Source organism: Mesorhizobium sp. M1E.F.Ca.ET.045.02.1.1 (assembly GCF_003952485.1).
Taxonomy (GTDB): Bacteria; Pseudomonadota; Alphaproteobacteria; order Rhizobiales; family Rhizobiaceae; genus Mesorhizobium.
The window spans coordinates 951,850-977,422 of sequence record NZ_CP034447.1; the positions used below are offsets into that span (position 1 = coordinate 951,850).

General features: G+C 62.5%; 21 protein-coding genes. 16 read left to right on the top strand and 5 right to left on the bottom strand.

The annotated features are described in order from the left end of the window. Nucleotides 1–702 precede the first annotated feature (702 nt). A complete protein-coding gene (ftsZ, locus tag EJ070_RS04455; RefSeq protein WP_126090229.1) occupies nt 703–1,695 on the bottom strand; it encodes a cell division protein FtsZ in 993 nt (330 codons plus the stop codon). Between ftsZ and EJ070_RS04460 the strand changes: the two genes are divergently transcribed. From EJ070_RS04460 to EJ070_RS04495, 8 genes are all read left to right on the top strand, one after another. Further along, nucleotides 1,685–1,909 (top strand): hypothetical protein, encoded by a 225-nt coding sequence (locus tag EJ070_RS04460; RefSeq protein ID WP_126090230.1) that lies wholly within the window; start codon nt 1,685–1,687, stop codon nt 1,907–1,909. The genes ftsZ and EJ070_RS04460 overlap by 11 nt on opposite strands. A gap of 79 nt (nt 1,910–1,988) precedes the next feature. Continuing rightward, nucleotides 1,989–2,939 (top strand): hypothetical protein, encoded by a 951-nt coding sequence (locus tag EJ070_RS04465; RefSeq protein WP_126090231.1) that lies wholly within the window; start codon nt 1,989–1,991, stop codon nt 2,937–2,939. 84 nt (nt 2,940–3,023) lie between these two features. Continuing rightward, complete coding sequence (gene nadA / locus EJ070_RS04470; protein ID WP_126090232.1) at nt 3,024–3,998, top strand: quinolinate synthase NadA; 975 nt, start codon at nt 3,024–3,026, stop codon at nt 3,996–3,998. Then, a complete protein-coding gene (locus EJ070_RS04475) occupies nt 3,995–5,548 on the top strand; it encodes an L-aspartate oxidase (protein WP_126090233.1) in 1,554 nt (517 codons plus the stop codon). The genes nadA and EJ070_RS04475 overlap by 4 nt, the downstream gene beginning before the upstream one ends. 2 nt (nt 5,549–5,550) lie before the next feature. After that, nucleotides 5,551–6,432 carry a carboxylating nicotinate-nucleotide diphosphorylase gene (nadC, locus tag EJ070_RS04480; RefSeq protein WP_126090234.1) on the top strand — a complete coding sequence of 294 codons (882 nt, stop codon included), beginning with the start codon at nt 5,551–5,553 and terminating at the stop codon, nt 6,430–6,432. Nucleotides 6,433–6,605: 173 nt separating this feature from the next. Next, entirely contained in the window at nt 6,606–7,046 is a 441-nt protein-coding gene (locus EJ070_RS04485) for a hypothetical protein (RefSeq protein ID WP_126090235.1), read from the top strand. Nucleotides 7,047–7,136: 90 nt separating this feature from the next. Next, nucleotides 7,137–7,643 carry a hypothetical protein gene (locus EJ070_RS04490; RefSeq protein ID WP_245464815.1) on the top strand — a complete coding sequence of 169 codons (507 nt, stop codon included), beginning with the start codon at nt 7,137–7,139 and terminating at the stop codon, nt 7,641–7,643. A gap of 162 nt (nt 7,644–7,805) precedes the next feature. After that, on the top strand, nt 7,806–8,552 hold the full coding sequence (locus EJ070_RS04495) for a pseudouridine synthase (protein WP_245464816.1): 747 nt from the start codon (nt 7,806–7,808) through the stop codon (nt 8,550–8,552). 162 nt (nt 8,553–8,714) lie between these two features. On the opposite strand, the gene EJ070_RS04500 is transcribed toward EJ070_RS04495, so the two are convergent. Continuing rightward, entirely contained in the window at nt 8,715–9,296 is a 582-nt protein-coding gene (locus EJ070_RS04500) for a histidine phosphatase family protein (RefSeq protein WP_126090237.1), read from the bottom strand. Between the two features lie 478 nt (nt 9,297–9,774). Here EJ070_RS04500 and EJ070_RS04505 point away from each other — a divergent pair, with 478 nt between their 5' ends. From EJ070_RS04505 to EJ070_RS04525, 5 genes are all read left to right on the top strand, one after another. Beyond that, nucleotides 9,775–10,380, top strand: coding sequence for a hypothetical protein (locus tag EJ070_RS04505; RefSeq protein ID WP_126090238.1), 606 nt, complete (start codon nt 9,775–9,777; stop codon nt 10,378–10,380). A gap of 287 nt (nt 10,381–10,667) precedes the next feature. After that, entirely contained in the window at nt 10,668–11,894 is a 1,227-nt protein-coding gene (locus EJ070_RS04510) for an HlyD family efflux transporter periplasmic adaptor subunit (RefSeq protein WP_126090239.1), read from the top strand. Continuing rightward, nucleotides 11,891–14,071 carry a peptidase domain-containing ABC transporter gene (locus tag EJ070_RS04515; protein WP_126090240.1) on the top strand — a complete coding sequence of 727 codons (2,181 nt, stop codon included), beginning with the start codon at nt 11,891–11,893 and terminating at the stop codon, nt 14,069–14,071. Before EJ070_RS04510 ends, EJ070_RS04515 begins: the two co-directional genes overlap by 4 nt. 178 nt (nt 14,072–14,249) lie before the next feature. After that, a complete protein-coding gene (locus tag EJ070_RS04520; RefSeq protein ID WP_126090241.1) occupies nt 14,250–15,557 on the top strand; it encodes an insulinase family protein in 1,308 nt (435 codons plus the stop codon). Then, nucleotides 15,554–16,858 carry an insulinase family protein gene (locus EJ070_RS04525; protein WP_126090242.1) on the top strand — a complete coding sequence of 435 codons (1,305 nt, stop codon included), beginning with the start codon at nt 15,554–15,556 and terminating at the stop codon, nt 16,856–16,858. The genes EJ070_RS04520 and EJ070_RS04525 overlap by 4 nt, the downstream gene beginning before the upstream one ends. 121 nt (nt 16,859–16,979) lie before the next feature. Here EJ070_RS04525 and EJ070_RS04530 read toward each other — a convergent pair whose 3' ends face one another. Then, nucleotides 16,980–18,314 carry a dicarboxylate/amino acid:cation symporter gene (locus tag EJ070_RS04530; RefSeq protein WP_126090243.1) on the bottom strand — a complete coding sequence of 445 codons (1,335 nt, stop codon included), beginning with the start codon at nt 18,312–18,314 and terminating at the stop codon, nt 16,980–16,982. Nucleotides 18,315–18,550: 236 nt separating this feature from the next. Between EJ070_RS04530 and EJ070_RS04535 the strand changes: the two genes are divergently transcribed. The 3 genes from EJ070_RS04535 (at nt 18,551) to EJ070_RS04545 (ending at nt 22,268) form a co-directional block, all read left to right on the top strand. Then, a complete protein-coding gene (locus EJ070_RS04535) occupies nt 18,551–20,416 on the top strand; it encodes an ATP-binding protein (protein ID WP_126090244.1) in 1,866 nt (621 codons plus the stop codon). After that, entirely contained in the window at nt 20,413–21,762 is a 1,350-nt protein-coding gene (locus EJ070_RS04540) for a sigma-54 dependent transcriptional regulator (protein WP_126090245.1), read from the top strand. Before EJ070_RS04535 ends, EJ070_RS04540 begins: the two co-directional genes overlap by 4 nt. 158 nt (nt 21,763–21,920) lie before the next feature. Next, complete coding sequence (locus tag EJ070_RS04545; protein WP_245464817.1) at nt 21,921–22,268, top strand: hypothetical protein; 348 nt, start codon at nt 21,921–21,923, stop codon at nt 22,266–22,268. Between the two features lie 4 nt (nt 22,269–22,272). Here the strand turns inward: EJ070_RS04545 and ggt are convergent, their stop codons facing one another. Next, nucleotides 22,273–24,012, bottom strand: coding sequence for a gamma-glutamyltransferase (gene ggt / locus EJ070_RS04550; RefSeq protein ID WP_126090246.1), 1,740 nt, complete (start codon nt 24,010–24,012; stop codon nt 22,273–22,275). Nucleotides 24,013–24,247: 235 nt separating this feature from the next. Then, on the bottom strand, nt 24,248–25,540 hold the full coding sequence (gene rhaI, locus EJ070_RS04555) for an L-rhamnose catabolism isomerase (protein WP_126090247.1): 1,293 nt from the start codon (nt 25,538–25,540) through the stop codon (nt 24,248–24,250). Nucleotides 25,541–25,573 lie beyond the last annotated feature (33 nt).

The window sequence follows — 25,573 nt, forward strand, 5'->3', positions numbered from 1 at the left end:
GCCGCGGCCCATGGATATACGGCTAGCGCGTGAGATGCACTTGCGCTGGCCACGCCGTTTCGGGAGCTCGCGTGCTCCTTTCGTCCAGAGCCACTGAATCCGCAGGCCGGATGTTACCCCGGCGGCTATCCATTCTGGCCAGCCGGCGCGCGTTGCCGGGCGATCGTTGGCGTGGCCTAGAGCGGCTTCACCAGGAGCGGAACGCCCCTCTGCGGACCGGAATGCATGTAGCGCTGAAACACTCAGCAACAACCAGGTCCGTTCGCTGCTGCCCGCTTTTGAGCTTCAGCTGAATGTCTGCTCGCCGGCAGGCAGGATCGCGGCGCCGAAGGTCCTGAGATGGCGCAACCATGACCTCCAGTGTTGTCGCAGACGATGTTCGCTTTCGGGCGGCGGCAAGGCTGATCTCTACGACCGAGATGCGGCGCAAAACTGCCGTTCAAAAAAGCGCGGCGAGAGCGGCTCGAATGGGATCAATTTGCCACTTCATGACGCGACGCGATATGCGAATGGCACCGGTTCGGAATGTGGGGAACGCTTGTAGCGCACCTCCGCTACCATCGATCCCCTGTCCGGCCCACAGACATAGGTAAACGGCCGCCTCGCTATCGGGCGGCCCCCGGTCATAGCCACAGACGCCTTCCTGTGACGCAGAGGCAATCGTCTATCGGGGGGGCAACCCCATCGGACATCCGCGTGGCCTCAAGCAATCCTTTGCTCAAGCTGCGCCATGTCCACGCCCTTCCGCAGGCCCGTTGCGACGACCGACACCCGGAATTTCCCAGCCAACGCCTGATCGAAGATGGCGCCGACGATGATATCGGCGTCGGCGTCGACCTCTTCCCGTATCCGTGTCGCTGCTTCATCGACCTCGAAGAGTGTCATGTCCATGCCGCCGCAAATCGAAACAAGCAGGCCTCTGGCGCCTGTCATGGAGGCTTCGTCGAGGAGCGGGTTGGCAATTGCAGCCTCGGCGGCCGTCCTTGCACGGCCTTCCCCGGAGGCCTCGCCGGTTCCCATCATCGCTCGGCCCATGTCCCGCATCACCGACTTGACGTCGGCGAAGTCGAGATTGATCAGACCCTCTTTCACGATCAGATCCGTGATGCAGCCGACACCGGCGTAGAGAACACGGTCCGCCATGGCAAATGCGTCGGCAAATGTTGTCCTGGCGTCGGCCACCCTGAATAGGTTCTGGTTCGGGATGACGATCACCGTATCGGCGCTCTCGCGAAGGCGTTCTATGCCTTCCTCGGCGGCCTGGGTCCTGCGCTTGCCTTCGAACGCGAAAGGCTTGGTGACCACGGCCACCGTCAGAATGCCGGCATCGCGCGCGGCACGCGCAATAATGGGCGCGGCGCCGGTCCCCGTGCCGCCCCCCATGCCAGCGGTGATGAAACACATGTGCGTTCCCGCCAGATGATCCATGATCTCGTCGATGGATTCCTCCGCGGCCGCGCTGCCGACCTGAGGCAAGGATCCAGCGCCCAGGCCCTCGGTCACATGCGCACCCAACTGGATCAGTCGCGACGACTTCGACATGGTGAGCGCCTGGGCGTCAGTATTGGCGACGACGAACTCGACGCCTTGCAATCCTTCGGCGATCATGTTGTTGACGGCGTTTCCGCCAGCGCCGCCGACCCCGACAACGGTGATCTTAGGCCTCATCTCGAGGATTTCCGGCTTGGCAGTCATTGTGGTCTCTCTACGGAAGGCACCGCTGCCCCGCCGCGTAACCATGCGGAACAACGTACACACGAATCAGGCGATCCCCACCGATATCAGAGAATCAGAGGAGACGCCTTGCTGCAAGGTCGGGCTGAGAGCCATGTGCTTTCGCGCCTCGGTGTTCGACGCCATTTTTCGCCATTTTGATTTCGCCTTCGCGCGCATGGTTCTGAAACATTGACGGACGAAAGAGTGCAGTCCACCTTTTGAGTGATCTGATTCAGCCCCTAGACCGAACCGGCCGAACAGCTCAGGGGACAATGAAAGGCCAGGCAGCAGCAAGCAGAAAAGAAACGCCGCCAGGCAAGGCCCACGAGGCCAGCGTGGATCTGATCGCGGTGGTTGTGGCGATGACGGGTCAGGGACCGAGCGTCCTCACCGTCGGCCAGGCCAACGCCCTGCCCTCGGGGCCGTTCGAGCTCGGCCATCGCTCCCTGCAGTCTGGCCTTAGAGCATGGGTGGAACAGCAGACCAGTCACCAGCTCGGCTATATCGAGCAGCTCTATACGTTCGCCGACCGCGACCGGATCGGCGAGCAGCGCCAGCAGCGCGTGATCTCGATCAGCTACCTTGCCCTGACGCGCGCAGAGCACCCCGCCGGATCGGGCAAGCGTGCCTGGCGGAACTGGTACGACTATTTCCCCTGGGAAGACCACCGTTCCGGTGCCCCGCCGATGGTTTCGGACATACTGCAGTCGCGCCTGCTGGCCTGGGTGGACGAGGCGGATCACGATTCATTGCGGCGTGAGCGCCGACAGCGGGTAGCGATTGCCTTTGGTTTTGACGGTCGCGACTGGAACGAAGAGCTCGTCCTTCAGCGTTACGAGCTCCTCTACGAGGCAGGCCTGATCGAGGAGGCAACACGCGGGTCGGCGCGAAGCACATCCCCACTGGTACCTGGGGCCTCGATGATAACCGACCATCGCCGCATCCTGGCGACCGGGATCGCGCGGTTGCGTTCGAAGATCAAATACCGCCCGGTGGTGTTCGAGCTGATGCCGCCCGCATTCACCTTCCTGCAATTGCAACGCACCGTGGAAGCGCTCTCCGGAAGGCTGGTCCACAAGCCGAACTTCCGGCGCCTCATCGAGCAGCAGGATCTGGTCGAGGAGACCGGAGAGACGGCTGCCGACACCGTCGGGCGGCCAGCGAAGCTCTTCCGCTTTCGCCACGCCGTTCTCGACGAGCGGGCTGTCGCAGGGACGAAATAGCCACAATCGCGCGCTTGACATCCCTTATTCTCAAAGTAAGTATATACCCAAATTATACTCACTTAGAGAATAATTGGAGCGCCGATGCCCGTTTCGTTTTCGACTGCTGCATCTCTTTACGATCGCGTCCGGCGGGTGATCCCGCCGATCGAATGGCCGGCCTTCACCGACGACATCGACGCCATCCTTGCGCTCAAGCGTGAACGCAACGCCGTCATCCTGGCGCACAACTACCAGACGCCCGAAATCTTCCATTGCGTGGCCGATATCGTCGGCGACAGCCTTGCGCTCGCCCGCAAGGCGATGTTGGTCGATGCGGACGTCATCGTGCTCGCCGGCGTGCATTTCATGGCCGAGACGGCGAAGCTCCTCAATCCCGGCAAGACCGTGCTCATTCCGGATCTCGGCGCCGGCTGTTCGTTGGCCGACTCGATCACCGCTTCGGATGTGCGTCTGATGCGGCAGCGCTATCCCGGCGTGCCGGTCGTGACCTATGTCAACACCTCTGCCGCGGTGAAGGCCGAGTCCGACATCTGCTGCACCTCGGGCAATGCGCTGGCGGTGGTGGAATCGCTCGGCGCGCCGCGGGTGATCATGCTGCCCGACGAATATCTGGCAAGGAACATCGCTGCCCAGACAAAGATCGAGATCATCGCCTGGAAGGGACACTGCGAGGTGCATGAGCGCTTCACGCCCGCCGATATACGCGAGCTGCGCGAGGCGCATCCCGGCGTCACGGTGCTCGCCCATCCCGAGTGCCCGCCGGAGGTTGTCGCCGAAGCGGATTTTGCCGGCTCAACGGCGGCGATGTCCGACTATGTCGGACGGCACAAGCCGGCGCGCGTCGTGCTGATGACCGAGTGCTCGATGAGCGACAACGTCGCCGTCGAGCATCCTGAAGTCGACTTCGTGCGCCCATGCAATCTCTGCCCGCACATGAAGCGCATCACGCTCGCCAACATCCGCGCGGCGCTCGAGGAGAACCGCCACATCGTCACCATCGACCCGGGCGTCGCTGAACGCGCACGACAGGCAGTGGAGCGGATGCTCGCCATATGACCATGCACAACCTCCACGGCCGGCCGGTCATCGTCGGCGGCGGCATCGCGGGCCTGATGGCGGCGCTTCATCTCGCTCCGGAACCGGTCGTCCTCGTCTCCAAAACCGCGCTGGGAGACGAAGCTTCCAGCGTCCTCGCCCAGGGTGGAATCGCAGCGAGCCTCGGCAGCGATGACAGCCCGGACCTGCATCTTGCCGACACGCTCGCGGCCGGCGACGGGCTTTGCGATGAGGTGGCCGCAAGACGTGTTGTCGAGGCGGCGCCGCAAGCGATCGAGCATCTCGCGCGGTTGGGCGTTGCTTTCGACCGTACTCCCGACGGCACGCTTCTGCTCGGGCTCGAAGCCGCGCATTCGCGCCGGCGGATCGTCCATGCCGGCGGCGACGCCACCGGCCGTGAATTGATCCGCGCGGTGGCAGCCGCCGTGCGACGGACGCCTTCAATCGCCATCCTCGAAGGCGTCGAGGTCCGGCGCCTGATTGTCGAGGACGGCGAAATCGCCGGCGTGCTTGCCGTTGGAAACGGCGAAGCTTTGACGCTGTCGACTGGCCGCGTGGTGCTCGCGACCGGCGGTATCGGCGGCCTGTTCGATCATACGACGAACCCGCGCGGTTCATTCGGCCAGGGCCTGGCGCTTGCCGCGCGCGCCGGCGCGGAGCTTGCCGATCTCGAATTCGTGCAGTTTCACCCGACCGCGCTCGATGGCTCGCGGCGCCCGATGCCGCTGGTCAGCGAAGCGGTGCGCGGCGAGGGTGCGGTTCTCGTCGACGAGCGCGGCTGGCGCTTCCTCGCCGATACACCAGGGGGAGAACTCGCGTCGCGGGACGTGGTGGCGCGAGCCGTGTGGCGCCAGTTCGAGGCCGGGCATCGCGTGTTCCTCGACGCGCGGCAGTGTCTCGGACCGAAATTCGCCGAGCGCTTCCCTGCGATCGCATCGCTTTGCCGCCAAGCCGGCATCGATCCCGCCGTGGAGCCGATCCCCGTGCGTCCCGCGGCCCACTATCACATGGGCGGCGTGGCGGTGGACGCCGAAGGCCGGAGCTCGCTTCGCGGCCTATGGGCCTGCGGCGAGGTCGCCCGCACCGGGCTGCACGGCGCCAACCGTCTCGCCAGCAACTCGCTCATCGAGGCCGTGACATCGGCCGCCTGGATCGCGGCAAGCGTCGCTTCCGCGTCGCCAGGCGCGCATAGACGGCTGAAGCCGGCTATCGTGCCGCCGCGACCGGATGCCTCGCGCATCCGCCCGATCGCTTCGCACGCGCTCGGCATCGAGCGCGACGGCGAGAGGCTACGCGACGCGGCAAGGACGCTCGTGCCAATCATCGCCGGTGATGATGCCGCGTCCGATCCCGCGCTGATCGCGTTGATGATCACGGTTGCTGCTCTCCGTCGCGACGAAAGCCGGGGCTCACACTTCCGGACCGATTTCCCCCGGCGCGATGCGCAGCCGCAATCGCTGCGGTTGACGCTCGACGAGACGCTCGAAGCGGCGGCGATCCTTTCCGACACGGCATCCGACACCGTAGCGCTGCTCGACAGGAGGGCTTGACCATGACGCTGACGCCGCTGCCGCGCGTGATGATGGAGCCGCTGGTGCGCGCGGCCCTGCTCGAGGATCTGGGCCGCGCCGGCGATCTCACCACCGACGCGATCGTTCCGGCGGATGCGACCGCCACGATGGTGCTCGCCACGAGACAGCCGGGCGTGATTGCGGGTCTCGATGCCGCCGCCCTCGCCTTCGAGCTGATCGATCCTCGGACGGAAGTCACCGTGATCCACCCGGACGGCAGCGGCATCTCGGCCGGCGACGTCGTCGCAGCAGTGCGCGGACCTGCGCGCGCGTTGCTCACGGCAGAGCGGACGGCGCTCAACTTCCTTTGCCATCTGAGCGGCATTGCCACGCAAACCGCGGCGGTCGTCGAAGCCGCGCGGGGCCACAAGGCAAAAATCGCGTGCACGCGAAAGACCACTCCCGGCCTGCGTGCGCTGGAGAAATACGCCGTGCGCGCCGGTGGCGGCGCCAACCATCGCTTCGGCCTCGACGATGCCGTGCTCATCAAGGACAATCACATCGCGATTGCCGGCGATATCCGCACGGCCATCGAGCGGGCGCGTGCCGGCGTCGGCCACATGGTGCGGATCGAGGTGGAAGTCGATACGCTTGAGCAACTCGACATAGCGCTCGCGGCCGGCGTCGATGCAGTGCTGCTGGACAACATGTCCCTGGAGCAGTTGACCCAGGCGGTGGCGATGGTTGGCGGCCGCGCGATCACCGAGGCTTCCGGCCGGGTGACCGCGCAGACGGCGCCTGCGATCGCCGCGACCGGCGTCGACCTGATCTCGGTCGGCTGGATCACGCACAGCGCCCCGATCCTCGATATCGGACTCGATGCCCCGGCCGCAGCCATTTCGCCGATCGCTGGCAAGCCGTAGCGGATCAGTTGGAGACGCCTCCGACCGTCAATACCGGCACCTCCGGTGCGGCGGCACCGGCGATCTCGGCCTGGTGAAATGCATTTGCTCGTATGCGGCCGATCGCGGATTTGCTTTGCTTGGTGAATGCCTATCCTTAGGGCAAACTGCCCGTAGGGCTTTCAGGAGGAAAAATGAGAGCACGAGCGGCGACGGTCGGAGACCTCGAGAGTGTTTTCCGTGATCTGTCCAAGCGGATGTCGGACGAGTATTTGGCGGCCGGCAAGGACAGCAAGACCGCCTACGACAATCTGATGATGAACCTGAAGGAAGGCCGGGCTCATGCGCTGGTCCAGGGCGACAAGACCGTGGCCATCATTGCCTGGCACGAGCACGGCGACGCGGCCGACACGCTGTTTGCCGCACAGGAGGACTTCTTCAGCGCGGCAACGGTTCGCTTCTGCAAGCGCCACATCCGCCATATCCAGGCACTTGCCGGCAATCTTCCTATACACTCGCGCAGCTGGCTCCATGGACCCGACGTCGCGAGATGGTTCCGGATCATCGGCTATGTCGAGCGAGGGCGGGAGAACGGCGCCATCCTGTTCGAGCTGCCGCCCTCTCCCAACGGCTGAGACGTTCCGGTCATCTCCTGCAGCGGCTTGCACGGCGCGCCAATTGGCGAGATGGTATGGAAGGCAGCCGGGGGCGCTGGCACGCCGGAAATGTGGCTGCTGGAAATCGAGATGTTGCGCGCTTGCTTGGCCTTTGCCGCCCTTGTTGCCTTAGTGAGGTCGACAGAAGCAGGCGAGCAATTGCCCCATCTGCTCGACAACTCCGATCTGGCGGCCGCCTATTTGGGTGAGTCCGACCTTGTGACCGCCTATGCGACCGGAATGGCACGCTACCGTCTTCAGCTCATGGCGCGCACGGGCACGGCCAACCTCGCCACCCCTCTCGAGCCTTCGGCCTTGCGGCCGGAATTCCGTCAGCGGACATGGCGTTCGGCGGACGGCAGCCTGCTGCAAGGCTTCGCCGGCAAGGGCGGCTTCCGGCTGACCATCGGCAACTGCCTTGCCCGCATGTGCGCGGCGAACGAATGCAGCGAGGCCGGCTGGCCGATCTATGCCTGCAGCGACGGGCGCAAGCGCAGGATGTCGGTCAAGAGCTTCGTGACGGCTACCTTCGACGGTGTCGCTTACCGGCGGTTGAGCGCGCCGCCGGAACCATGACAGCGGTCAGGCCGCGCTGCCTGCTCCCGCAAGGCTGGTCTTCCACCTCGGGTGCGCGCCCGTGTCTTGACGATGGATGGACCGGGGGCGGGTTGCGGTCCCATTGCCCTGCGTGGCATCTGTCGGCCGATGACACGCAAGCCTATGCGACAACCACGCGAGATGCCCCGGCGAGCCGTTGCCGGGAAGGTCAGCCTCGACCGGGCGCTGTCGAAGCTTGGGTTTTGCTCGCGCAAGCAGGCTGAGCAGCTGATCGCCGAGGGGCGCGTGCAGGTCGCGGGCAAGGTGGCGCGCGACCCATCATTACGCATCGATCCTGATCGCGACCGCATCACCGTCGATGGCGAGCGCGTCGCCGCCGAGCGCAAGGTCTATCTGATGCTCAACAAGCCGCGCGGGCTGGTCACCACGCGCGACGATCCCGAAGGCCGCGGCACGGTCTATGACTGCCTTGCCGATCTGGAGCTGCCCTTCGTCTCGCCGGTCGGCCGCCTCGACAAGGCAAGCGAAGGCCTGCTCTTGATGACCAACGACACGCGCTGGGCGAACGGGCTGCTCGATCCGGCCTCGCATGTCGCCAAGACCTATCATGTGCAGATCGCTTCCGCCCCTGACGAGGCGATGCTCAGGCGGTTTCGCGAAGGTGCTGTCGCGGACGGCGAACTGCTGACGGCGAGCGCGATCGAATTGCTGCGCAGCGGCGGGCGCACCGCCTGGCTGGAGATCGTCCTCGATGAAGGCCGCAACCGCCAGATCCGCCGCCTGCTCGGCGCTTTCGACATCGAGGTGCTCAGGCTGGTGCGGGTGGCGATCGGCGCCCTGCAGCTCGGCGATCTCGCGAAAGGCAAGGCGCGGCATCTGACGACAGAGGAGTTGGCGATGCTGTCGGGCGAGAGGAGTCGTGCCTAGCATCCCCCTCACCCGCATTGCCAGCCGAATTGCAAAGAGCAATTCGGGGCAATCCGACCTCTCCCCGAGGGGAGAGGAGCCGGATGGCGCCGAGTCAACCTCTTCTCCCCACCGGGGAGAAGGTGGCCGCGAAGCGGCCGGATGAGGGGGAGCCCGCGATCGCTACTTCTGGTTCCACCTGCGGATCACCGGCTCGGTCGGATCATGCTCGTAGCCGAGGATGCTAAGGCTTGCGGTATCGAGCACGAAGCGGGCGCCGCCCTGCGGCGGCAGGCCGACCCAGCGCGCCGCAAGCACGCGCAGGAAATGCGCACTTGAAAAGATCAGCACATTGCCGGCTACAGCGCGAGCCTCGCCGATGATCGCATCGGCCCTGGTTCCGACGTCCTTCGCTGTCTCGCCGCCCGGACAGCCGTCGCGAAACAATTGCCAGCCTGGGCGCCGGCCAAGAATCTCCTTCGTCGTCATGCCTTCATAGGCACCATAATCCCATTCCTGCAGGTTGGCCTTCTTCACCGCGCGTTCGCCGAAACCGGCAAACCGGCAGGTATCGAAGGCGCGCTGTGACGGGCTCGACCAGACCGCCTGAAAAGTCAGACCCTGGAGACGATCGGCAATGCCGTGCGCCGCCTCTTCGCCCCTCGCGGTCAGCGGAATGTCGGTGCGGCCGGTGTGCTTGCCCGAGGCGCTCCATTCCGTTTCCCCATGGCGGACAAGGTAGATTTCGGGAAACATGCTGCTCATGCACAGGCCTTCAGTTCGATTGAGCGCAACCTATGCGGCGGCTGGCGAAAAGAACAGGCCGCGGCCGGTGACCGGTCGCGACCCTGAACAGTCCCTGGCGGAAAATCTACCGGAGCGGTCAGGCGGTCCGTTGCCCCGCAGCGAGAGATCGCCCTCAACCGCCAACGCGTTCTCCATGGCGGCGGCGAACATCTCCCGGTCGAGTCTCTTTTCCCAGCGCGCCGATCCGCAGGCGGTTGCAAGTCGCACAGGCTCAGGGCCGGATGCCGCCGAGGCCACACAAACGAGGTCATACCTAAGGGCTTGAAAGAGCTTCACGAGCAACTCGGGAAGAGTCTTGCTGTGCCTGGTAGTGCATCTCGTGAAGAAGCCGCAAATTTCGGCCTGTCCATTCTAGCCCTTGAACGTACAACCAAAACGTGCAAGCTTCGGCTTGGGCGGGTTTCGCGTTTCAATGGATTTGAGCGAGGAATTCGACATGAATAGCATGGACCAATCCGCTACATTTTCCGACAGCTACAATCCTTTCGAGCTTTCTGCGGAGGAACTTGACGACATCGCTGGGGCGGGTTGGAAAGGTCGCGCCGACGCCGCAGGTGGAGCGTTTGTATCGGGCGCCGGAATTGCGTCTCTCTCCGGGATTTCGCCCGGCAAGTCGCTTGCGATCGGCGGCCTCAGCGCATTAGGTGCGGGTAGTTCCGGTGCTTCGAGCGGCCGCGTAATCTGTACCCACTTTTTCCGGAAGGGCATGCTGGATCGGGAAACTTGGCGAGCTGACCTCGAATTCACAGCCACTCGTCTCTCGCCACGTACCGTGAGAGGGTATCAATATTGGGCTATCCCCTATGTCCGTCTGATGCGGAGATCTCCCCTCGCCGAAAGAACCATATATCCGCTGGCGGTCTGGAGAGCCGAAGAACTCGCTTATCGGATGGGTCTTCGCAAGAAGGGGAATTGGAAAGGCAAGATTGTTCGCGTCGTGGGCGAAAGCATCTGCTACACGATCGGACTTTTCGTTGGCGAACAGAACTGGCAGCAACTTTGGGCTGAGGACGCCGAGTTCTCCAAGGGACAAGGCGTGTAAGGCATCACCCAACCTTAGGAGCTACAGTCATGATGGTATTGTTTCACTTGCTAAAAGAGTCGGCAGTAACCGCCTTGGCAGCATATGGATGCGTCGCCTTTGCAGCAATATTCTTTCCTTGGATCGAGCCCGTCTCGAAGAACTGGGCGCTTCTTGTTGTTCTGTTCGTGGTTCAACTTGTCCTCAAGCTGATTTTTAGCAGGGACACGGAGGGCCACTTGCGAAGCTCACTAGGCAGTTGAAGACAACCTGAAGTTCACATCCGTCTGCAAGATGCCTCTTGAGCAATGGCCTTGAGCCTAAAGAGGAACGCGAACATATTCGGCGACATCCACATTGGCCCGGGCCAAACCTGGGCCAGTGTTTGTTGGGTGTTTATCTTCGCTTCCATTGTGATAGCGGCATTCCTCTTGTCGGCGAAATTTTCCCGACGAGAGCAAGTAAACGGATTTCTCATCGCCAATCCTCAAATCATGCGGATCAATGCTCCTCGACCCGGCCGCATACAGCGTATTGTCGTACATGAGGGGCAACGTATGAAGCGAGGGGATGTCCTCATCTATGTCGATCCGGATCCCAGTCTCGTGAACGGCAGACCGGCCGCTGAATCTGAGATCGACCGAATCAAAGTTGCCGAGTCTGAGCTACGGAGTCGCGTTCAATCCATTGGTTCTCAAGTCGGTAAGAAAGTAACGGAATATACGGAGCGCATTGACGCTGTAGCGCAACAGGTTGTGGCCGTCCGGAGCGGAGTGGAACTTCAGCAGCAGACGATTGCCGTCCTCAAAGAGCAATTGTCGGCAGGTCGGACTTTGAGAGAGTCCGGCGCGATGAGCGTCACTGAAATACAAAGACGCGAGACCGCGCTGCGCGACGCCGAAATTTCGGTTCAGACTCTGCTTTATTCCCTCCACGAGAATGAAGCGACCTTGGCAGAGCTTCGAGGGCTCAGAGAGCAGGCGCCTATAGAAGGCGAACTTCGAATTTCAGACTTGCGGCAATCGCTGATTGAACTGGGCCAACGACGAACGGAAGCGGAAGGACGAATGGCCTTCCAGGTCACGGCGCCCGTTGACGGCACGGTGGACACCATTCTGGTTGCCCCCGGGCAGACGGTGGATCCGAGTTTGACCATGATCTCGCTTCTGCCAGAGACGTCTGTCCTCGTTGCCGAGATGTACGTCCCGAGCAAGGTGATCGCCTTCGTTGAGCCACACCAGCCGGTGCGGATCGCCTACGACGCTTTCCCCTATGTTCGGTACGGCTTTGCCGCGGGCAAGGTTGCTTCGGTTTCGGAGACAATCTTAAGGCCGGACGAGCTTCGAAAGACAATCTCATTGGCTGAGCCGAGCTATCGCGTTACCGTTTCCATCGAAAACCAGACCATGAGGTCAGGTGACCGAGAAATCCCCCTTCGACCCGGTCTCACACTCAGTGCCGATATAATCCTGGATCGCCAGACGCTCGCGCAGTGGATCTTGCGTTCGGTCAGGGAGCTGTGGGCTCGGGTATGACGGACACCTTTCGCCCGCGGTGGCGCGGATTCGCAAAGTACAGAACACCGGTCATTCGGCAGGCGACCTTGGCCGAGTGCGGGCTAGCCTGCATCGCGATGATTGCGAACTATTGGGGCTGGAGGATCGATCTTGGCTCTCTGCGCTCACTCGCACCGCCGTCAATGAAAGGCGCACGGCTCAAGACCGTCCTCAAGCTTGCGAGCCAGTACGGTTTGGAGGGACGTGCGGTCAGGGTCCCCCGGCTCTCTGATCTCAGGAAGCTCCAGCTGCCCGCCATGCTCCATATTGACGACGACCACTTTGTGGTGCTGGTCAAAGTCCAAAGAAAAGGAGCTGTGGTTCACGACCCAGCAATTGGACGCACGGTCATTGGGTGGGAGGAGCTATCCAAGCGCTCAAGAGGGATCGCTGCCGAATTCAGGCCGAGCGGCACCTTCGTGGCGCGGGACCAACGAAGAAAGCTCTCGCTTTCATCCATTTGGTCACACCTCTATGGTGTGACTCCTACAGTTACGCAGATTATTTTGCTATCGATATTGCTGCAGGTGGCCGCCGTCGTCGCACCGCTATATCTTCAACTTGCGGTCGATGAAGCCGTAACCAGGCTTGATACTGACCTCATGAACGTCCTGTTTGCGGGGTTCACCTGTTTAGCAATCATCAACTGTGCGGCGTTCTTTCAGCGTCGGATCATAACTCTACAGATTGGTCAGTCTCTGTCCCTTGGATTGATGAGCAACTTGTTTCGGCATATGCTGAAACTTCCCTCGGCCTTTTTCGAACAACGGCACTTGGGCGATGTAACCTCCCGATTCAACTCCACGAATACGGTCCAGGCATTTCTTACGGGCCCAGCCCTGGACGCACTTGTCGACACCGTTGCAGCCACAATCGCCCTTGCGGTCCTTTTTCTCTACGGCAGCAATTTTGCTCTGATCGTCGTGGGTATCGTCAGCCTCGAGGGCATTCTCCATTTCGGAACCATCCGCATTAGGCGACTGCTGACGGAAGACAAGCTGGCAACCGAGGCGCGAGAAGAAACCCTCTTTCTGGAAACGATACGGGCGATCCGCAGTATCAAGCTGTTTGGACGCGAGGATGAACGCTTTGAGCGCTGGCAAACTCGTCTGACGGATATGACGGATGCCAACTTTCGCCACAGCGCCGCCGATGCGGCCATTCGATCCGTAGCCGACCTGATCGATTCTGTCGGGGCAGCCTTCATCGTTTTTGTCACAGCCCGCGCCGCCATGGGAGGCTCGTTCACCATCGGTATGATGATGTCCTTCATCGCTTACCAGGTCTATTTCGGCAGAACCGCAAAAAACGCGGTTGATGCCTTGGTAGTGTGGCGCACCCTTTCCGTCCATCTGGACCGTATAGCCGACTTGGCCCTTGCTTCGCCGGAGGATGGGGAAAGCGGCCTGCGACCTTCAATTTCTGGCTCCATAAATGTGAACACAGTCTCGTTTCGGTACCATCCAGATGAACCGCCAATTGTCTCCGATCTATCCCTCTCGATCAGCGCTGGCGAAATGGTCGCGATCACCGGTCGGTCAGGCGAAGGCAAGACGACACTTCTCAAGCTGATGCTCGGGTTGGAGCGCCCTCTGTCTGGAGAAGTCTCGTATGACGGTATCGGCCTGAACCGGATCGCTCGAAACCATTTCATTTCCAACATCGCCACTGTCATGCAAGATGACACGCTGTTGTCGGGAACGATCGCTGAGAACGTCGCCTTCTTTGATACCGAACTTGATTTCGAACGCATCGAAGCCTGCGCTCGCCTTGCTTGCATCCATGACGAGATAGACAGCATGCCCATGCGCTACGCCAGCTTGATCGGCGATATGGGAAGCGCGCTTTCAGGTGGTCAAAAACAGCGTCTGATGATCGCTCGTGCCCTGTACAGGCAGCCAAAGATTCTGTTTATCGACGAGGGAACGTCGCACCTCGATCTCCAGGTTGAACGCGCTATCAATGACAACCTAACGCAACTTAATATTACGCGTGTTGTCATCGCTCATCGCCCCGACACGCTCAGAATCGCTGATCGTGTATTCAATATGAGTAGCGGAGGGCTTGCAGAACTGATGGTCATGCACACGGACACCGAGCGCGACGGTAATATTGGCCGGATGCAAGAGCTCAGGTCGAAGTCACAGTTTTCCTAAAATTATGCGCAAGGTGCTGGAAACCTCTGATTATTCTCTGATCCTGAAGACCAAAACGAGGCGACAGGCTTTGCCGAGCGGTGATCCGCCGGAGCCTGGGCGCCGGGAGCAAGGACTTGCAGCGTATCCGATACATGGACCTCTCCCCCGGCCGCCGAAATGAGGACTGTGAGAAGCCATGCTGAGCTCGATTAGAAGATGGATAGCACCTGATGTACATGACGCCCGCAGCAGCGCGGTACTGTACATTGAGACTGCTGCCGTCGACGGATACATAGTCCATCATTGGGTCCCTGTCGGAAGCGCGGCCGACCCTATCCCTGGGGCGGCACATCTTCTTGAGCATCTTCTGTCGGCAGCCGGAAAATCCTACGGAACGGCTCCCACGGCACTTTATTCCGCAAATGCGTTTACATCATTTTTCTGGACTCGGTTTGACGCGAAGGTCGCTCAGGGCCGCCTCATTGAAGCGATCGACCAACTCCGATTGTTGCGAGAGCTACGGAACCTCTCCCCCAAGCTTATCGAAACCGAGAAATCCATTACAAGACAGGAGATCTATCAGTACCGCTCTGCCTTTGCGGAACTGGAACAGCATCGCGCGTTCGACGCGCAGTTGTTTTCGAACTCCTTCCTCGAGCGATGGCCTATGGGCACGATCGAGGGCATAGAGGCCCTTACTGGGAGGGGACTGAACGAATTCCACCGGCAGCAGTATTCTGCCGCGCGCACTTTGACAGTTATCCTCGGCAACCATGCTGGCCCAATAGTGGAGCGGCAGTTGCGTTCCCAGTATCGGTCGGCCCGAATTGGCTCCCTCAGCCTCCATGCCGAACCTGAACGGCAGAAGAGAGGGCTGCGAGGCTCTGCTTCGTGGCTGGCGCTTGAGGGGGAGCCTCCGGCAACGACCGGTTTCCTGGAGATGACTGCACCGGTACCTTCTCTTCAACGGGAGCGCGTCCTTCACAAAATGCTGGCACAACCCTCAGCGGAAGAAGCCGCGCAGCCCGCCATGCGATCCATCCTTGCAGGCTTTCTTGCGAGCAGGTTGCCGGGAAGTCCTCATCACGAACTGGTCGACAAATCGCGCTTGGCTGCCAAGCTTGAGATATGGCTGGAACCGTTCCCGAACAATTTGTTGCGCATGACCACGGATGCGCTGGCCGCAGGAGAAGTTTCTGGAGAGGAACTCTCACGGGGTCTGCAACAATACTTTGATGGTTTTCTACGAACCGGGCTCGATCCTGCGACCTTCGGGCGGCTGCGGGACCGTGAAATCAAGCTCTTGGACAACCGCGCTGAAAGCTCCCGAGACTTTGCCGTTGCGCTTGGTGAAGAGATCCTTCTCTGCGGGTATGACATCGCAGTGGACCGAAGGGACACATTGAGGCGTTTGACGTCCGATGGGATAAATGCCTGGCTTGCCACCATCGGCAAGCCGCTGCGCGCCGGAGCGTTGATCCTTAAGCCGGAGGCGGCAACATGACGAAGCACTTCCGAACATTGATCGGTGGATTGCGGCGCAACCTTTTCAAAGCAAGGGCATCAACTGAAACAAGGCTAAAAGCTGCTCTCTCAAACAGCCCGACCGGCATCCAATTTCTCTTCCAGCCAAGCTCGACGCAGCAGTCGGCGGCTATCGGATTTGCGTTCCGGGGCGGCATCGCGCACGATCCGGAGGATGGACCCCACACCTCGCTCGTGGCGCCGCGGATGCTGCTCGAAAGCGCCCTCAACCGAACCGGGGGCCAAATCTCCGAAACGCTGACTGACCTGGAGGGTACTTTTGTCCTTAACGCCGAACCTGAGGCGATTTTCGGGCTAGTGGTGGGACCGAAGAAAAGCATTCTCGAAATCATTCACCACTCGCGAGAATTTCTCGCTATGCCTCAAATCTCAGAAAGGATGCTCGACGACATCAAGAAGTTGGTGTTCGACCAGCTAACTGAGCACGCAGCCGAGCCATACACAAAGGCCCAGCAGGCCTTTCTTGACGGTTTATGCCTGCCTCACCCTTATGTGAGATCGGTCATTCCTGACCCTGAAATGGTGAAGAACATCACAGCCGCAGACGTGGTGACCTGGCACAGTGAACGACTGGTAAAGTCCCGGCTGATCGTCAGCGTGGTGGGGCACATCAGCGAAGTTGAAGCCGGTTCACTTGTGGACGCGCTCTTCGGTCGATTGCCGAAAGGATACCCGTCCCGGAAGATTGAAGGCGTCGAGTTCAAGCCGATCGCCCCAACCCCAATCACAGTCTCGACCGACACGCCTGATCAGGCGGTCATCGGCATTGGAAGCGCCAGCGTTTCAGTGTCACAGCCAGAGAGTTGGCTGGCGGCAAGGATGTTGGCCCACATCCTTGCGGGCGATGAAAACGCCAGATTGTTTCGCGAGGTACGCAATGGCACGGGAAAGACATACGGGCTGCAGTACCACTTCGACTTCTTCCTGGGCGCAAGCTTCTTCGTGCTATTCGGAGCCATCGCCAAGGAGGATCTGAATGGCACACTATCCACGATCCGCTCCTCAATCGACTCCTTTGTAACGCAAGGGCCGACGGCTGCAGAAATCGCGCTTGCAAGAACGGCCGTTTCGGCTCTGATGCGCACAGTAACCCAAGACCACAGCGCGTTTGCACGTGAACTGACAAATCTGCTCTTTTTTGGTTGGTCGGTAGACGACATCAACAGAGCGGACACTTTGGCAGCGGAAATCGACCTCAGCACATCACGGTACAGGGAGGAGCTGATCTCATTGCCGCCGTTGGTCGTGGTGGCCGGATGACTTTCAGGCCTCTTGGCCATTGTCGTGGCGAGCGTGCCGTTCGCCATCGCCACACCATGGCTGTTCAGGCCCGGTCCGGCGGCAATCCGGTCCGGGCCTGAATGAGCATCGAGGTTGAATGTCAGGCCGGCTGCAGGCCGCCCGACAGCGCCAGGTCGGCCTCTTCCGGCAACTGGCCGGCCATGGCGGCGGCGAACTGCTTCTGGTCGAGTTCGCCTTCCCAGCGCGCCACGACGATGGTCGCAACCGCATTGCCGACGAAGTTGGTGAGCGCGCGGCATTCCGACATGAAGCGGTCGACGCCGAGGATCAGCGCCATGCCGGCGACCGGTACCGAAGGCACGACCGAGAGCGTGGCGGCTAGCGTGATGAAGCCGGCACCGGTGATGCCGGCGGCGCCCTTCGAGCTCAGCATGGCGACGAGCAACAAGAGGATCTGGTCGCTGAGAGTGAGCGGCGTGTCGGTCGCCTGGGCGATGAAAAGCGCTGCAAGCGTCATGTAGATGTTGGTGCCGTCGAGGTTGAAGGAATAGCCGGTCGGGATGACCAGGCCGACCACCGAGCGCTTGCAGCCGGCGCGTTCCATCTTGGCCATCAGGCCGGGAAGTGCGGCCTCCGACGACGAGGTGCCGAGGACCAGCAGCAGCTCTTCCTTGATATAGCGGATCAGCGCCAGGATGGAGAAGCCGTTGTACCATGCGACCGCGCCCAGCACGACCAGCACGAAAAGCAGCGACGTCAGGTAGAAGGTGCCGATCAGGAAGGCCAGGTTGGCGATGGTGCCGATGCCGTATTTGCCGACGGTGAAGGCCATGGCGCCGAAAGCGCCGATGGGGGCTGCCTTCATCAGAATGGCGACGAGGCGGAAGATCGGTGCGGTCAGCGCCTGCAGGAAATCGACGACCGGACGGCCGCGCTCGCCGACGAGCGCCAGCGCCACGCCGAACAGCACCGAGAAGAACAACACCTGCAGGATATCACCCTGCGCGAAGGCGCCGGTGATGGTGTCGGGGATGATGTTCATCAGGAAGCCGACGATGGTCGTGTCATGCGCCTTTTCGGTGAAGGTCGAGACCTTCGAGGCATCAAGCGTCGCCGGATTGATGTGCATGCCGGCGCCGGGCTGGATGACGTTCGAGACGACGAGGCCGACGACGAGCGCCAGCGTCGAGAAGACGAGGAAATAGGCCATGGCCTTGCCGGCGACGCGGCCGACCTTGTGCAGGTCGGAGACACCGGCGATGCCGGTCGCGACGGTGAGGAAGATCACCGGCGCGATGACCATCTTGACCAGCTTGATGAAGGCATCGCCAAGCGGTTTCAGCGAAGCGCCGAAATCGGGATAGAAATGGCCGAGCAGGATGCCGGCGGCGATCGCCACCAGAACCTGCACATAGAGATGCCGGTAAAAGGGAACCTTGCCGCGCGGTTCCGCGGCAGCGACTGCGGTCTGCATCGTATCCTCCGTTCAGCCCCGATCGAGAAAGCTCGACCTCCCTGGGGCAGTTGACCTCCACAGCCTCGCGGCTGCTGTGGATGCATTTGCAATGGGCGTGCCAGTTTCCGCCTCGAAGCGTCTCTCATTGATTCTGTTGGTTTTTTCGAACCGGCGATCCTCGACTCCTAAGAATACCGTGCGGCGATCCGCATAGATCGAATTGTGCTTTGTGCGAAATCATGCACAAATGCGGCATGCTGCAACGCCCCGCCGCTGCCCTCTCCTTGACGCCCGAACTGCTCGCCGGGCGGGCGCGGCGCGCCTGGCTGCTGTTCACGGCGATCGCGCTTCTGATCGTATTTGCGGCGCTCTACGGCGCCGGCCTTTATGGCCGTTCGACCGAGATCGAGGCGCTGGCGGCGCAAGGCCGCACCGACGCCAACCTCAAGGTCGCGCTGCTGCGCGCGGTGCTGGAGAATCCGCGCGCGCTGCCGCTGCTTTTGTCCAAGGACCAGCAGGTGCATGACGCGCTCACCGAGCGCAGCCCCGCTTCGATCGAAGTGCTCAACCGAAAGCTGGAAGGGCTGGTCTCCGGCACCAAGGCCTCCGTCCTCTATGTCACCGGCACGGACGGGCTGGCGATCGCTTCCAGCAACTGGCGCGAGCCGGTCAGCTTCGTCGGCAACGACTATGGTTTTCGCGCCTATTTCTCCGGCGCCATGCAGTCCGGCACCGCCGAGTATTTCGCGCTCGGCAATACCAGCAAGCGTCCCGGCCTCTACATTTCGCGCCGTGTCGACGGCGCTTCCGCTGCGCTCGGCGTCGTCGTGGTCAAGATGGAGTTCGACCAGCTCGAGGCCGACTGGCACGAGGCGAGCCGTCCGGCCTATGTCAGCGACGAGCATGGCGTGGTGCTGATCACCAGCGTACCTTCCTGGCGTTTCATGACGACGGCGCCGCTGGCCGCCGCGGCGATGGCTGACATCCGCGCCAGCCAGCAGTTCGGCGACGCGCCGCTGGTGCCCTTGCCGATCACGAAGCCACAGGCGCTCAGCGGCGATGTCGCGCTGGTCCATGCAATCACCCCTGGCGGCAGCGACGCGGAATATCTGCGGCTGTCCACGGCTGTGCCTTCGACACCCTGGCGGCTCGACTATCTGGTTCCGGCGGAGGCGCCGATTGCCTCGGCGCAGCGCGAAATGCGGCTGTTGGCGCTCGGCGTCCTCGTTCCGCTCCTCGCTTTAGCCGCCTATTTGTTGTGGCGCCGCCAGTCCGCCCAGATGCGGATTGCCGCCGAGCAGGCGGCGCGAGCGGAGCTCGAACGCCGCGTCGTCGAGCGCACCCAGGACCTCAGCCTGGCGCGCGACCGGCTGCAGGCCGAAATCGCCGATCACCGCAGCACCGAAGCGAGACTCCAGGTCATGCAGCAGGATCTGGTACAGGCCAACCGTCTCGCGACCCTCGGCCAGGTTGCCGCCGGCGTCGCGCATGAGATCAACCAGCCGGTCGCCACAATCCGCGCCTATGCCGACAATGCGCGCGTCTTCCTCGATCGCAAGCAGACCGCGTCCGCCGAGGAGAACCTCGGCGCCATTGCCGCGCTGACGGAGCGGATCGGTTCGATCACCGACGAGCTGAAGGCCTTCGCCCGCAAGGGCCGCACGGCGGCGGAGCCGGTCGAGTTGCGCAGCGTCATCGAGGGTGCGGTCGTGCTGCTCAGGAGCCGCTTTGCCGGCCGGCTGGAGGCGCTGGCGATCGCGCTGCCGCCGCCAACGCTCAAGGTGCTGGGCAACCGGCTGCGGCTCGAGCAGGTGCTGATCAACCTGTTCCAGAACGCGCTGGAAGCACTGGAGGGTCGCAGCGACGCACGGGTCGAAGTGTCCGCCTCAGAAACGTCCGACGACGTTGCGCTGATCGTGTCCGACAACGGGCCGGGCATCCCGCCCGCCATCCTGAAATCGCTGTTCACGCCGTTCAACACGTCGAAGGAAAGGGGGCTCGGGCTCGGCCTCGTCATCTCTAAGGACATCGTCGCCGACTATGGCGGGCGCATCGAGGTGGCGAGCAGCGATCAGGGCACCCGCTTCACCATCCATCTCTCGAAAGCTGGCCCGACATGACGAGCGGCAATCCGGTCATCCTGATCGATGACGACAGCGACCTGCTCAAGGCGACAAAGCAGACGCTGGAGCTCGCCGGCTTTGCTGTCTCAGCCTTTGCCTCGGCAACAGAAGCACTCGCCGACCTCGACGCGAGCTTTGCCGGGGTAGTGGTATCGGACATCCGCATGCCCGAAATGGATGGCCTGCAGCTTTTCGACCGCGTGGTCGACCTCGACCCGGATATCCCCGTCATCCTGGTCACCGGGCATGGCGACATCGCGATGGCGGTCAAGGCGATCAAGGACGGCGCCTATGATTTCATCACCAAGCCCTTCGCAGCCGACCGGCTGGCGCAAAGCGTGTGGCGCGCGGCGGAAAAACGCCGCCTTGTGATGGAGAACCGCGCCTTGCGCGAGGCGGCCGAGCAGGCGCAGGAAGGCCTGCCGCTGATCGGCCAGACACCGGCGATGGAGCGGCTGCGCCGGACGCTCAGACAAATCGCCGACACCGATGTCGATGTGCTGGTAACCGGCGAGACCGGCTCGGGCAAGGAGGTGGTGGCGAACCTGCTGCACCGCTGGAGCCGCCGCGCCAAGGGCAATTTCGTCGCGCTCAATTGCGGCACGCTGCCGGAGACCGTGATCGAAAGCGAATTGTTCGGCCATGAAGCCGGCGCCTTCACCGGTGCGCAGAAGAAGCGCGTCGGGCGCATCGAGCATTCCAGCGGCGGCACTTTGTTCCTCGACGAAATCGAAAGCATGCCGCCCTCGACGCAGGTGCAGATGCTGCGCGTGCTCGAAATGCGCGAAGTGACGCCGCTCGGCACCAACGAGGTCCGGCCGGTCGACCTTCGCGTCGTTGCCGCCGCCAAGGTCGATCTCGGCGATCCAGGCCAGCGCGGCACCTTCCGCGAGGACCTTTACTACCGGCTCAATGTGGTGACGCTCTCGATCCCGCCGCTGCGCGAGCGCCGGGACGACGTGCCATTGTTGTTCGGCTATTTTGCCGAGCGCGCGGCGGCGCGCTTCCACCGCCCCGTGCCCGCGGCGCCGGCCGCCGTCCAACGCCATCTGAGGGAACACGACTGGCCGGGCAATGTGCGCGAGCTCGCACATTTTGCCGAGCGCTTCGTGCTGGGACTGGAAGAGGTCGATGGGAGCCCGCCCCCTCGGCCGACCGATTCGGATGCCTCCATGCCGTTGCCGGAGCGGCTGGAGCGCTATGAGGCCGAGATCATCCGCGAGACACTTGGTCGCAACGACGGCGACGTCCGGCGCACGATCGAGGCGCTCGGCATCCCGCGCAAGACCTTCTACGACAAGCTGCAGCGGCACGGCATCGTGCGCAGCGATTTCTCCAGATAGATCAAGCGCGTGGAACCGCCGCGCACCCTCGTCCGTTGAGGCTGGCCGGGAAACCGTGGCACGTCGGCACCAGCCGGGCAGTGAACGCATCGCCGCGACGGCGTTGTCGGTTGCGCTCGGCAAGCGTTGATGGTTTGTTGCCGCCCAGCGGAGAACGAATGATGCGCGAATCCCTCGGTCAAGACGAATACGGCTCGGCCAACCCCTACGATCCCGATGACCTGCCCAATCTCAATGCGATGGGGCCGGCGATGGGCGCGGGCAATGATTTCGAGAAATACGCGGTTGCCGTCATCATCGTATTCGGCGCGCTGATCATCGGCGGCCTGATGGCCGCGTCGATGGCTTTCGGCCACCGCAACGGCTTCCTGTTCGCGCTCGGTGGCGCCACCTCCGCCTGGATTTCGGGCAATGCGCTGCTGCTCGACCGGCCGCGCATCTATGCGCTGTTCGTCGGCATCGCCGCCGTGCTGCTGATCGCCTCGACCATCACGTTGGTCGCCTGATCAATCAATAACCCAACGCCTCGCCGGCAGCGGCGCGGCTGTCGATGGCGCCGTTGTAGCGCGCGCCGCCGCCCTTCTCGATCTCGGCCAGGCTCTTGCCGCCGACCAGGATGCCGGCCGCCTGGCCCCAGGTCTGGTCGGCAAGATCGAGATGGTAGCCCATGCCGGCAAGCATCCTTTCGGTATCGGGCGAGAGCCCAAACGGCTCGACATAGACGGCGTCGGGCAGCCATTGATGGTGGATGCGCGGCGCGTCGATCGCCTCCTGGATGTTCATGCCGTGATCGATGACGTTGACGATCGCTTCCAGCGTGATGGTGATGATGCGCGAGCCGCCGGGGCTGCCGATGACCATGAACGGCTTGCCGTCCTTGGTGACCACGGTCGGGCTCATCGAGGACAGCGGCGTCTTTTTCGGCTGGATGGCGTTGGCTTCGCCCTGGACGAGCCCGTAGAGGTTGGGCACGCCGGGCTTCTGGGTGAAATCGTCCATCTCGTTGTTGAGCAGGATGCCGGTGCCGTCGGCGACCACGCCGGCACCGAAGGAGCCGTTCAGCGTATAGGTTACCGCCACCGCATTGCCGTCCTTGTCGATGATCGAGTAGTGGGTGGTCTCCTTCGACTCGCCGAACCCTTTGGGCATCAGGTCCTTCGAGACGCCGGCGCGGAACGGATCGATCTTGTCGCGGATGTCCTTGGCGTAGCCCTTGTCGAGCAGCTTCGAGACCGGATTGTCGACGAAATCCGGATCGCCCAGCGCGGAATTGCGGTCGACATAGGCGCGGCGCATGGCCTCGACCATGACATGGACCGTCTCGGCCGATCCGGCGCCGAGATAGGACAGCGGATAACCTTCGAGCACATTGAGGATTTCGCAGATGATGACGCCGCCCGAGCTCGGCGGCGGCGAGGAGATGATCTCGTAGCCGCGATAGGAGCAGGTCACGGGCTTCAGCTCGCGCACCGCATATTGCTCGAAATCACCCTTGGCGAGGATGCCGCCCTTGGCACCGCTTGCCTTGACGATCGCGTCGGCAATTGCGCCCTTGTAGAAGGCGTCTGGTCCCTTCTCGGAAATCGCCGAAAGCGACGCGGCGAGGTCCGGCTGCGGGAGCCGCTCGCCGGCGGCGTAAGGCTTGCCGTCGGGCTTGAGGAAGATTGCTGCCGCGGCCGGATCCTTGGCCAGCCGGTCGGCTTTGCTCGCGAAGGAAGCGGCGTCGCCCTGGTTGAGGACGAAGCCGTCCTTGGCATAGGCAATTGCCGGCGCCATCAGGTCCTGCCGGGGGAGCGTGCCGTATTTTTGGCGCGCCAGCTCGAAGCCGGCCACGGAGCCCGGCACGCCGACCGCGAGATAACCGTCGAGGCTGGCGCCCTTGATCGGCTTGCCGTCCTTGTCGAGATACATGGTCTTGGTGGCGGCGAGCGGGGCGCGCTCCCGAAAATCGATGAAGGTCGAGCGGCCGTCCTTCAGGCGAATGGTCATGAAACCGCCGCCGCCGATATTGCCCGCATTCGGATAAACGACGGCCAGCGCATAGCCGACCGCGACAGCGGCATCGACCGCGTTGCCACCCTTCTTCAACACCTCGACACCGACTTCGGTAGCGAGATGCTGGGCGGTCACCACCATGCCATGCTCGCCCTTGGCCGGAGCGGGCGAAGCGGCGAAGGCAATTGCTGATTGTGCGAAGGCGAAGGTGAGCGAAAGGCTGACGGCGATCAGCGTTCGGCGGGTGAGATGCATGGCGGGGCTCCAGGGGCGTGGGGGACGCCTAGGAAAGACCGTAGGGGCGCGTTAGTCCAACAATAATTGAAGAAGCGTCTGCGAGAGCCCCCTCACCCGGATTGCCAACCGAATTGTGAAGAGCAATTCGGGGCAATCCGACCTCTCCCCAAAGGGAGAGGAGGTCCCCAATGCTGATACCCGCCTCTTCTCCCCTCGGGGAGAAAGTGGCCGCGAAGAGGCCGGAGAGGGGGACTCAGACAATCCCGCCGCCGCCACTGGCGACCGCCGGCCGTTCCGCCGCCACTTTCGCCCGGTAGCCGGCCTCGCGATAGGCGGCGACAGGATCGATGGCGCCGCCGGTCCCGAGCCGCGCCATGGCAAGGATCGGCTCGACATCGGTGCGGTAAGCCGCCTTCAGTGTCTGCGTCGCCATCAGCGCGTCGTTCTCTTCCTGAAGCCCTTCCAGTGCCTTGCGATCCACCAGCAGCGCCTGCGCATAGGCGCGCTGCACCTCGACCGCCGACAGCATCAGGCTCTCGATCGGATCGGTGACGTTGTGGCTCTGGTCGAGCATGTGCGCGGGATTGAATCCTTTCGCGCCCGAAAGCTCGGCATCGACCAGCTCGTTGAAGACCAGGAACAGCCGGTAGGGATCGATCGAGCCGGCATCGAGGTCGTCGTCGCCATATTTGGAATCGTTGAAATGGAAGCCGCCGAGCTTGCCGAACTGGATCAGCCGCGACACGATCATCTCGATGTTGACGTTGGGCGCGTGATGGCCGAGGTCAACCAGGCAGTAGGCCTTGTCGCCAAGCTCCTTGGCGATGATGTAGTTGGTGCCCCAGTCCTGCACGACGGTCGAATAGAAGGCTGGCTCGTACATCTTGTGCTCGGTGAACAGCCGCCAGTCGGCCGGCAGGCCGGCATAGATTTCGCGCATCGCATCGAGATAGCGCTCGAAGGCCTTTGCGAAATTGACCTGGCCGGGGAAGTTCGAGCCGTCGCCGATCCACACCGTCAGCGCCTTCGAGCCGAGCGTCTTGCCGATCTCGATGCATTCGAGATTGTGCTCGACAGCCTGCCGGCGCGTGCCGGCATCGGTATGCGAGAGCGAGCCGAATTTGTAGGAGAGCTTCTGATCCCTGGCGTCGGAGAAGGTGTTGGAGTTCATGGCGTCGAAGCCGAGGCCGAAGCGGGACGCCGCCTGATTCAGCCGGTTTGGGTCGGCCTTGTCCCAAGGGATGTGCAGCGAGACCGTCGGCGTCGCCTGCGTCAGCTGGCTGATGACGGCGCAGTCCTCGATCTTGTCGAAGATGTCGCGCGGCTCACCAGCGCCGGGAAAGCGGGCAAAGCGCGTGCCGCCGGTGCCGACGCCCCAGGACGGGATCGCCACGCCGAATTCTTCGACCTTGTCGCGGATCGCGTCGATGGCAATGCCGCAGCGGTCCAGGCGCTCGCCAAGCGAGGCATAGTCGCGCTCGAGGTCGGCTTTTCGCGCGGCGTTGCTCTTTTCGATTACGTCAGCCGAGATGATCAATTCGGACACTGCTGTTTCCTCCCGAAAGTGCGGCTTTACCCT